Raw genomic sequence first — 10137 nt, forward strand, 5'->3', positions numbered from 1 at the left:
GCTCAGAGGCGTTCGATGATGGTGGCGATACCCATGCCACCGCCGACACACAGGGTGGCCAGGCCGTAGCGCTGCCGACGTACCTCCAGCTCGTCGAGCAAGGTGCCGAGGATCGCGCAGCCGGTGGCGCCCAAGGGGTGGCCCATGGCGATCGAGCCGCCATTGACATTGACGCGGGCGGCGTCGATGCCCATGTCCTTGATGAATTTGAGCACGACCGACGCAAACGCTTCGTTGACCTCGAACAGGTCGATCTCCTCAACGCGCAGGCCGGCCTTGGCCAGCGCCTTGCGGGTGGCCGGTGCAGGGCCGGTGAGCATGATGGTCGGGTCGGTGCTGGTGACGGCAGTGGCGACAATGCGCGCCCGTGGTTGCAGGCCCAGTTCGCGGCCCTTGGCCTCGGAGCCGAGCAACATCAGCGCGGCGCCATCCACGATGCCGGAGCTGTTGCCCGGCGTGTGCACATGGTCGATGCGTTCCACATGGCTGTAGACCCGCAGCGCGGTAGCGTCGAAGCCCATCTGGCCGATCATTTCGAAGCTGGGCTTGAGCTTGCCCAGGCCCTCGAGGGTTGAGTCGCCGCGAATGAATTCGTCATGGTCCAGCAGCACGATGCCGTTCTGGTCCTGCACCGCGATCAGCGACTTGTTGAAGGAACCGTCTGCCCGCGCCCTGGCGGCTTTCTGCTGCGACTGTAGGGCAAAGGTGTCCACGTCCTGGCGGGTGAAGCCTTCCAGGGTAGCGATCAGGTCGGCACCAATGCCCTGAGGCGTGAAGTGGCTGTGCAGGTTGGTTTGCGGGTCGAGTACCCAGGCGCCACCGTCGCTGCCCATCGGCACGCGGGACATGGATTCGACGCCGCCGACCACCACCAGGTCTTCAAATCCGGAGCGTACTTTCATTGCCCCCAGGTTTACCGCCTCCAGGCCCGAGGCGCAGAAGCGGTTGATCTGCACGCCGGCGACGCTGACGTCCCAGTCCGCGACCAGCGCGGCGGTCTTGGCGATATCGGCGCCCTGATCGCCCACCGGGGTGACGCACCCGAGGACGATGTCATCCACCTGGCGGGTGTCGAGGTCGCAACGCTGCGCCAGCGCGGTGAGCAAACCGGCGACAAGGTTTACCGGCTTGACGCTGTGCAGGGCACCGTCGGCCTTGCCCCTGCCACGGGGCGTGCGTATCGCATCAAAGATCAGAGCTTGGGTCATGATGTCCTCGAACCACAGTGGGCGTATGCCCTTACCTTAGGCCCGATTGACACGGTTTCAATGACGGATGCGCTCATTGCTTTTGACCCCCTCGCTCGGACGAACGGTAGGCAGCTATGAGAAACCCCGGGTTAATCGTTTTAGCTGTCTAGCCTTGGGGTTGGCGCCAAGATGGCACTAGGCCTCATGCCGTTTTAAGCAGAAAACGTGATGAGTTGATATGAAATGGATCTAAGCGCCGAAGAACGAGGGCTCTAAGGTTGAATCTGTAAGAAGCTGCTGCCGGGTTTTGCTGGAGCCGCTGTAAGAAAAATGTCACGCCAGATCGCGATACTTGAGTAACAGGCACGCATTTGACGCTCAGGAATAACAACAAAAGGCAGTCAGCCATGTTCAAACATTCGAAAGTACGTCAGGCGGGACTTATTCTGTTCGCCACCACACTGATTCTGATCTTGCCCAACTTAACCAAGGTTATCGGGTGACGACGCGAGCGACCTGTTGCGCGCACCCACAGCATCGGCACTGCAGCTTTTGGCAGCACCTGCCGGGACATTGCGAATAGCGGTCCCGTTGCGGGGGCTGTCTTTTTGCGTGCGGATTTGCGCTATCGTGCGTTTTCCGCCACTGCGAACCCGGGCTATCCCTTGAAATCGATCCTCGCCTTCGTTGCCCTGCTGCTGGCCCTGCCCGCCTGGGCCGCGCAATTGACCATTGAACTGGACCATGCCAGCAAGACCTGGCAGACCACGGACCTGCTCAAGCACCCCGACGCGCAGACGGTGCAGGTTGTCGATGATGTTTCCTACAAGCGCACCATGACCTATCGCGCAGTGCCTTTGGCGGTTCTCCTGAAGGGCCTGAACCCTGCGAGCCATCTGCAAGCGGTCGCCCTTGACGGTTTTGCCGCTGAACTCGCCGCCGCGCCGCTGCTGGAAAAAACCGGCGCGCGCGCCTGGCTGGCGGTGGAAGACCCGGCCCATCCCTGGCCCGCCCTGACGCCAGGCAAACCGAGCGCCGGGCCGTTCTATCTGGTGTGGACCGACCCGCAGGCAGGGCATGTCAGCCCGGAGCAGTGGCCCTTCCAGATCTCCAGGATCAAGCAATTACAGACGGTCGCCGAGCGCTTCCCCGCCTTGTTACCCGACCCGACGTTGCCGGCGGATGACCCGGTCAATCAAGGCTTTGCGCTGTTTCAGAAGAACTGCCTGGCCTGCCATCGCCTTAATGGGGCCGGTGATGCACAGGTGGGGCCGGATCTGAATATTCCCTACAACCCCACTGAATATTTCAGCGGCGATTTCCTCAAGCGGTACATTCGCGACCCACAAAGCCTGAGGCACTGGCCGCAGGCGAAGATGCCGGCGTTTGCGGTCAGTGTGTTGCCGGACAACGAGTTGGATCTGCTGGTGGGGTACTTGCGGCATATGGCGGGGCGCAAGCAACAGCCTTGAGGCTCGCGTAGGTGCATTGCCCTAATACCCGTTGTAGGAGCGAGCTTGCTCGCGAAAAATGTCAACGATAACGCGTGCTTTCTGAATGAGCGCGGTGCCTGTGAGTTTTTCGCGAGCAAGCTCGCTCCTACAGACGGTATCAGGGCAATCCCCTTCCCACATTTTCGAACTGCATTTGGTCTTCAGATTATTGCTGTTGCACGGCAATCACCGGGCTCGGCGCCACGAACACCTTGGCATGCATTTGCTCATGCCCGCCCCCACGGCGCATGCCGCGCACCGGGCAGGCATCCAGATAGTCCAGGCCCACGGCCAGCTTCAAGTGCCGCTCCGGCCGGGCCAACTGGTTGGTCACATCAAAACTGTACCAGGCGTCGTCCAGCCAGGCTTCGGCCCAGGCATGGCTGGCCAGGTGTGTAGTGTCTTCGGTGTACAAATACCCTGATACATACCGCGCCGGAATGCCCAGGCTGCGCGCGCAGGCCAGGAACGCATGGGTATGGTCCTGGCAGACGCCCGCGTGGCCGGCGAAGGCTTCCGCCGCGCAGGTGTCGACCTGGGTGGCGCCCGGCGTGTAGCGCATCGATTGGTTCAAGGCCTGCATCAGGTCGATCAGGGCCGTGCGGTCACGCCGCTGGTGGCAGTGCTGCCGGGCAAAACCGCGCAGGGCTTCGTCGGGTTCGGTCAGGCGCGTGCCGCGCAGGAACGGAAAGGCCGACTGGCTCTCATGTTCAGCCTCGCGCAGCTCGTCGATATCCACCTGGCCACGGGCGCCGATAATGATGGAGTCGTGAGGTTCGTCCAGCGTCAGCACATGCAAAATGTTGCCGAACGGGTCCACTTGCGCCCGCACAGGGCGCGGCAGGTCAAGCTGCCAGCTGAGCACGTGCTGGCGCTCGCTCTCGTGGGGCGTCAGGCGCAGATACTGAATGCTGGCGCGCACCTGGTCTTCGTAGCGGTAAGTGGTTTCGTGGCTGATGGAGAGTCTCATGCCGCCTCCAGGGGGGAACAGTTTTTAATCAACACAGGTCAATCCTCGACCACCCAGGTGTCTTTGGTGCCGCCGCCCTGGGACGAATTGACCACCAGCGAACCTTCGCGCAGCGCTACGCGGGTCAGGCCACCGGGCACCACGCGGGTGTCCTTGCCGGACAGCACGAACGGGCGCAGGTCGATATGCCGCGGGGCGATGCCGTTTTCAACAAACGTCGGGCAGGTGGACAAACACAGGGTGGGTTGGGCGATATAGGCGTGGGGCTTGGCCTTGATGCGTGTGCGGAACGCCTCGATTTCCGCCGCCGTGGACGCCGGGCCCACCAGCATGCCGTAGCCGCCGGAGCCCTGGGTTTCCTTGACCACCAACTCGGGCAAGTGGGCCAGGACGTGGGACAGTTCGTCGGGCTTACGGCATTGAAACGTCGGAACGTTCTGCAGGATCGGTTCTTCATCCAGGTAAAAACGGATCATCTCGGTGACGAAGGGGTAGACCGACTTGTCATCCGCCACCCCGGTGCCGATGGCATTGGCCAGCACGACATTGCCCGAACGGTAGGCGGCCAGCAGGCCCGGCACGCCGAGCATCGAGGCCGGGTTGAAGGCCAGGGGGTCGAGAAACGCGTCGTCGAGACGGCGGTAGATCACGTCCACCGCCTTGGGGCCGTCGGTGGTGCGCATGAATACGCGGTCATCGCGCACGAACAAATCGGCGCCCTCCACCAACTCCACGCCCATTTCCCTGGCGAGGAAGGCATGCTCGAAAAACGCACTGTTGAAGCGCCCCGGGGTCAGCACCACCACGCTGGGATTATCCAGGGGGCTGGCGCTTTTCAGGGTGTCGAGCAACAGGTTGGGGTAATGATCAATCGGCGCAATACGCTGGGCCGCGAACAGCTCCGGGAACAGGCGCATCATCATCTTGCGGTCTTCAAGCATGTAGCTGACGCCGCTCGGCGTACGCAAGTTGTCTTCCAGCACGTAGTAAGTGCCGTCGCCATCGCGAACGAGGTCGACCCCGGAGACGTGGGAATACAGATCACGGTGCAGGTTCAGGCCCTGCATGGCCAATTGGTATTGCTCGTTGGCCAGCACCTGTTCGGCGGGAATGATCCCGGCCCTGATGATGCGTTGTTCGTGATACAGGTCAGCGAGGAACATGTTCAGCGCCTTGACCCGCTGGATACAGCCGCGCTCGACCATTCGCCATTCGCTCGCCGGGATGCTGCGGGGGATGGTGTCGAAGGGAATCAAGCGCTCGGTCCCTTGCTCGTCCCCATAAAGCGTGAAGGTGATCCCTGCACGATGGAACAGCAAATCGGCCTCGCGCCGACGCTGGGCCAGCAGTTCGGCTGGGGTATCGGCCAACCAACGGGCAAACTGGCGGTAATGGGGCCGGACCTGCCCTGCCCCATCGTACATTTCATCGTAATAAGTGCGGATCATGCCGTACTCCTTGTCACCCGGACGCATGGACCTTCGCAAGGCCCGTGCCAGCGGCATAAACACTTGAAAATCAAAAACCTGGACAACCCGGGGATTCTCACTGCACCGTCCTGGTGCGCGTAATCACCGGAGTTTCGCCGCACGCTTCATGGCGATGCGACCTCTGACTATCACCAGCATAGTCAGAGTTGATTTCACTGCCCGCCCGCACCTGCGGATAATCATCTCCATCGGCTGAAAAGGACATGTCCTACAGCTAAACCCTTTGCACAGCCAGTACCGTGTCAGCTCGTGTACTGATCGGCTCCTCGATCTTCCCTTTCAGCCACCCTACTCGGGTGGCTTTTTTTTGGGCGCACACAAAGCGCGCTGCGCGTTGCGAACATTGGCGGGCGGCTCAAACAAAATCGGCCGACCCAAAGGTCAGCCGATGTGCTGTGTTGCTCATAAACGCTACATGGGTAACCCACGCACCTCCTGCTTGACGCCCCAGCCTTCGATGATCCCGCCAAGCGGCTCTACCACTGCCTCAAAGTCCTGCTCGAAGTCTCCTATACCGTCGTAGGTTGCAGACATGATTTTGCTCAACTCCAAGTACCAGGCACCATCGTCGCGTGCGCTGACCTGGGCGTTCAGCGATTCTCCACGAAATCGACCCGCAGCCCTGCGCGCCCGTTCTTCATCAGGAAAAATGGCGTAGAACTCGATGGGGTGAAAGCGTGAGAAGTCGAAGCCGCCTTCTTTCATGCGGCGCAGAACGTTGGTGCTGATGTCTTCTTGATAGGCTGTGCTCATGAAACGTCCTCCTCAGACTGATGGATAGACTTTCCGTGCTTCCTGAAGCTGAAGCCCGCGCGCTACTGGCGCGGGTACCACGGCAATGACCACCGCAGGAAAACAAGCATGTAGCTGACAAGACCAGACCTGAGCGATTGATTCGCTGATCTCGATTGCAGAGTAGCGCGAAGCTACCACCTGCACCAGAGGCGCAAAGATGGCATGCAGGGAATATTCAGGCGGCGGGTTCGACCCTGAGGTCTTTGATACCATTTTGGTCGTGCAAGCTCTTGACCGTAGGATCGGGAACACGATCGGCAAGATCGTTGAGGTCCAGCTTTTCCAATACCGGCGACACGCGTATGCGCACCATCTGTGCGGCCTCTTCCAGCGTCGGCTCATGATCGCAGTCAAATTGCTCGACTACCGGCTCACCACGGTCATTGATGAAAGAAATGTTCCACTTCGGCATCGGTGCCTCCTCGATAAAACCCATGTGTGGGCTCACATCTATCTGGACCTTGAGGGCTCACCAAACGTTCCACTCAAGGCAGGAGGCACAGGATTCGCCGCGCTTACTTCTCGGCGCGTTCCTTCAGGGCTTTCAAGGTGTTGAACGGTGCGTCCACCACAAACTTGTTGGCCAGCCACGACGGCACGCTGCCGCCCGGCTCGGTGTGCACCTGGTAGGTCACTTCGGTCTCGTTGGCGCCTTTGGGCACCAGTGTCCAGGCACCTTGCACCTGGGCGACCCGCACATAGCCTTTCTCTTCAGGCTTGTAGGTCGGCACACCCTCCAGTTTACGGGTGACGGTACCGTCAGCGGACCGGGTGGTGGTGACATGGATGTACGAATCACGGTCCGTCACCGGGAACGGCGCCTTGAACTGGGTGTAGGTCCAGGCCTCATCGCCTTTCTTGTCGACGAGCTTTTGCGATTTGCACTCATGAATCCACTTGCAGGCGCCCGCTACGTCCTCCTGCAGCGCAACGATCTTCGCCACTGGCGCCTTGATCACGGTCACCCCGCGATAGGCCTTGTACTTGGAACCGGCCACTTCGCTCAGGGACACTTTGATCCCGTCCTCGTCCTTGGCCACTTGCCAGTCCTCGGCCTGGGCCGCACCGGCGAACATCATTGTAAAACCACAGACCACAGCCATTCGTTTCAGCGAACCCATCGATGTATTCCTTATTGTTGAAGTTCCGATAGTAAAGCCCATCAAGCCGCCGTCATCTGTTCCCACCAGCCGATCAAGCGGATCGCATCGGCCTGGTCGTTGCCGCAGACGTCGATATCTGCCTTGAAATCGCTGCACACCGCCGGCCGCTCCGGTTGGCCGAACAACTGGCAGAGTTGTTCGATCGACAAGTGCAGGCAGCGAACGCCCGCAGGTTTGCCCTGGGGCATTCCCGGCAGCGGCGAACTGATGGAGGGGGCGATGCAGCAAGCGCCACAGCCTTCACGGCATTTCATGACCAGCAGGTCCTCGACGACTCAATGGGATGGCCGGGCTAGAGTACGCCCTTAAACAGCCGTTTTAAAATGGTCCAACAGGGGTTTTTCGCACAAAACAAAGATGACTGACCAGTCTGCGACAAATGGTCAGGGCCGTGGGTCACCGATGATCGAACGTTTATCGCTTGAATTCGAAATCCAGCGCAGCACCTTCCACATCACGCCGCTCATCGTTACGCAATTGCAGCTTCATCTCGTTGCTGAGCAAGCGGCCATTGATCTGGAATGCGCTGTTGTCGGAAGGTTTTTCACTGAACATTGGCGGCAACAACGGCACGCTCTTGGGCTTGGGCATGGTGCCGATGGGTTGCAACAGCCTGACCATGTTCGAGGGTAAAGACAGGTCCAACTGTGCCGGTGGCAGTTTGGTCTGGGCGACTTCGCGAGCGGACTTGGACTTGCTCGCCACGGGTGCGCGCTTTTTTGACTTGGCGGTTTTTTTCTTCGTCTGCGGCGCTTTCTTGACCGGTGCCGGCTTTTGCCCGGCGGCGTCCTGCCCGGCGCTTGCGGCGGGCTGGGATTGCGTAGCCGGCGATGCCGCCAGCGCAGTGCCAGCGTTGCACAGGCCTAACAAGCCAACTATCCAGACAGCGCGAAAAATAGAGGTCATATCGCCAACAGCGTTAACGGCAGAAGGCCATATGCTCGCCTGTTGTGCGGATTATGACAAGCATGGAGATCAATCCTGTCCCCTTTTACCCCCCTCAAATACCCGCCGCCGTCTCCTGGCACAACTGGCTGGCAAGCATTCCCAGGGTCATCAGCGCACGCTCTGCTTCGCGGTTCCACGGGGTGCCGCAATTGAGCCGGATACAGTGGTTGAACTGTTCCGTATTACTGAAGATCAGCCCCGGTGCGATACTGATGCCCTGTTGCAGGGCGCGCACGTGCAGTTCCTGGGTATTGACCCTTCCTGGCAAACTGACCCACAAAATAAAGCCGCCGGTCGGGCGGGTCATCTGTGTGCCTTCCGGAAAATACTGCTGCACCGCCAGTTGAAAAGCGCTGAGGTTCTTGCGGTATTCCTGGCGGATGTAACGCAGGTGCCGGTCGTAACCGCCATTCTCCAGGTAAGCGGCAACGCCCATCTGTGTGACGCTGCACGCCGAGTGGGTGCTGAACATCTGCAGACGCTGGATTTCCTGCTGGTACTTGCCGGCAATCATCCAGCCGATGCGCACGCCGGGGGACAAGGTCTTGGAAAAACTCGAGCAATAGATGACCCGGTCAAGACGGTCATAGGCTTTCAGGGCCTTGGTGCGACCCAGTTCGAACATCAGCTCGCCGTAGATATCGTCCTCGACGATCTGGATATCGAAATCCGAGGCCAGGCGCAGTAACTGTTTCTGCCGCTCTTCGGGCATGGTCCCGCCCAGGGGATTGCTCAAGCGCGTGGTCAGCACCAACGCCTTGATGGACCACTGGTTGGCGGCCAGTTGCAGGGCCTCAAGGCTCATGCCGGTGGCCGGGTCACTGGGGATCTCGATAACCTTGAGGCCCAGCAGGTCGGCCAGTTGCAGCAAACCGTAATAGGTCGGTGACTCGGCGGCGATCAGATCGCCGGGGCGCGTCAGCACGCGCAGGGACATCTGCAACGCGTCGACGCAGCCGTGGGTGATCACCACTTCGGAGGGGTCCACCACCACGCCGGCATCGCGCATGCGAATCGCCACCTGGCGGCGCAGCGGTTCAAAGCCCGGGCTGAACATGTAGCTGAACGCGCGCGGGCTCTGGAAGCGGGTGACCTTGGCCAGTTGCTGGTGCAACGCCCGGACCGGCAGGTAATCCACACTCGGCACCGCCGCGCCCAGGGGGAATACGCCTTCGCGGCGCGACTCGACCAACACTTGCTGGATGATGCTGCTGCGGGTGACCAACCCCGGACGTTCAACCCGTGCGATATCCGGCGTCGGCGCCGTGAGTGCCGGTGTCTGGTGCACGTAATAACCCGATTGCGGCCGCGCCCTGATCAGCCCCTGGTCTTCCAGGTTGGCATAGGCCTGCAGCACCGTGGCATGGCTCACATTGAGCTGGGAGCTCATCTTGCGCACCGAAGGCACGCGCTCCCCCGGCTGATAGACACCCCGCCGGATGTCCTCAGCCAATTGCTGGGCAATACGTTGGTAGAGCAACAGATTGGTCATGACGCAGCACTCGATTTCACGGGTATTTTATTTTTGTGTGAAACATACCGGCACAGTTTAGAAGTGTACGGGGACAGTTGCCACAATAGTCGAGCACGGGCCGCAGTGACAGAAAAAACTGTAAGGGCGTACACCTGACGAAATGTGGGAGGGGCTTGCCCCCGATGAGCATAGGTATCTACACAGCTTTGATATGACACCGATATGTGGCGAGGGAGCTAGCTCCCGATGGCGGCCTCTGGGCCGACCAGGATGTTGGTGTCGATCCCGGGCCAAATGTGGGAGGGGGCTTGCCCCCGATGGCGGCCTATGGGCCGACCAGGATGTTGGTGTCGATCTCGGTCCAAATGTGGGAGGGGGCTTGCCCCCGATGGCGGCCTATGGGCCGACCAGGATGTTGGTGTCGATCTCGGTCCAAATGTGGGAGGGGGCTTGCCCCCGATGGCGGCCTATGGGCCGACCAGGATGTTGGATTGGACCGGGTACATATCCGTTTCTGCGGTAACGGCCACTTAGGGTTCCGCCCTGACGGCGGCTCACTTTTGAAAAGCGCAAAAGTAAGCAAAACGCTCTTGCCCCACCACTCGGCACCTCGC

The 10137-nt window shown here is 60.4% G+C and carries 10 protein-coding genes; 1 reads left to right on the top strand and 9 read right to left on the bottom strand.

The features are described from left to right. Positions 1–2: 2 nt before the first annotated feature. A complete protein-coding gene (locus BFP96_RS22365; RefSeq protein ID WP_065937039.1) occupies positions 3–1208 on the bottom strand; it encodes an acetyl-CoA C-acetyltransferase in 1206 nt (401 codons plus the stop codon). A 647-nt stretch (positions 1209–1855) separates the two neighbouring features. Here BFP96_RS22365 and BFP96_RS22370 point away from each other — a divergent pair. Next, the gene (locus tag BFP96_RS22370; RefSeq protein ID WP_065937047.1) at positions 1856–2662 is read left to right on the top strand and encodes a c-type cytochrome; all 807 of its coding nucleotides are present in this window, start codon (positions 1856–1858) and stop codon (positions 2660–2662) included. A 187-nt stretch (positions 2663–2849) separates the two neighbouring features. On the opposite strand, the gene BFP96_RS22375 is transcribed toward BFP96_RS22370, so the two are convergent. From BFP96_RS22375 to BFP96_RS22410, 8 genes are all read right to left on the bottom strand, one after another. Then, positions 2850–3653 carry a transglutaminase family protein gene (locus BFP96_RS22375; RefSeq protein ID WP_065937040.1) on the bottom strand — a complete coding sequence of 268 codons (804 nt, stop codon included), beginning with the start codon at positions 3651–3653 and terminating at the stop codon, positions 2850–2852. Between the two features lie 38 nt (positions 3654–3691). Further along, entirely contained in the window at positions 3692–5101 is a 1410-nt protein-coding gene (locus BFP96_RS22380; RefSeq protein WP_065937041.1) for a circularly permuted type 2 ATP-grasp protein, read from the bottom strand. A 453-nt stretch (positions 5102–5554) separates the two neighbouring features. After that, positions 5555–5896, bottom strand: a complete 342-nt coding sequence (locus BFP96_RS22385) for a ribonuclease E inhibitor RraB (protein WP_057721151.1) — start codon at positions 5894–5896, stop codon at positions 5555–5557. A gap of 217 nt (positions 5897–6113) precedes the next feature. Beyond that, positions 6114–6374: a hypothetical protein gene (locus tag BFP96_RS22390; RefSeq protein ID WP_065887803.1), complete on the bottom strand. Its 261-nt coding sequence runs from the start codon at positions 6372–6374 to the stop codon at positions 6114–6116. 79 nt (positions 6375–6453) lie between these two features. After that, on the bottom strand, positions 6454–7059 hold the full coding sequence (locus BFP96_RS22395; protein WP_065932488.1) for an START domain-containing protein: 606 nt from the start codon (positions 7057–7059) through the stop codon (positions 6454–6456). 41 nt (positions 7060–7100) lie between these two features. Beyond that, complete coding sequence (locus BFP96_RS22400) at positions 7101–7355, bottom strand: YkgJ family cysteine cluster protein (RefSeq protein WP_065887801.1); 255 nt, start codon at positions 7353–7355, stop codon at positions 7101–7103. Between the two features lie 160 nt (positions 7356–7515). After that, the gene (locus BFP96_RS22405; RefSeq protein WP_065937042.1) at positions 7516–8007 is read right to left on the bottom strand and encodes a translation initiation factor 2; all 492 of its coding nucleotides are present in this window, start codon (positions 8005–8007) and stop codon (positions 7516–7518) included. Positions 8008–8101: 94 nt separating this feature from the next. Further along, positions 8102–9541: an aminotransferase-like domain-containing protein gene (locus BFP96_RS22410; RefSeq protein WP_065895461.1), complete on the bottom strand. Its 1440-nt coding sequence runs from the start codon at positions 9539–9541 to the stop codon at positions 8102–8104. Positions 9542–10137 lie beyond the last annotated feature (596 nt).

This window comes from Pseudomonas sp. 34 E 7 (assembly GCF_900005715.1).
GTDB lineage: Bacteria > Pseudomonadota > Gammaproteobacteria > Pseudomonadales > Pseudomonadaceae > Aquipseudomonas > Aquipseudomonas orientalis_A.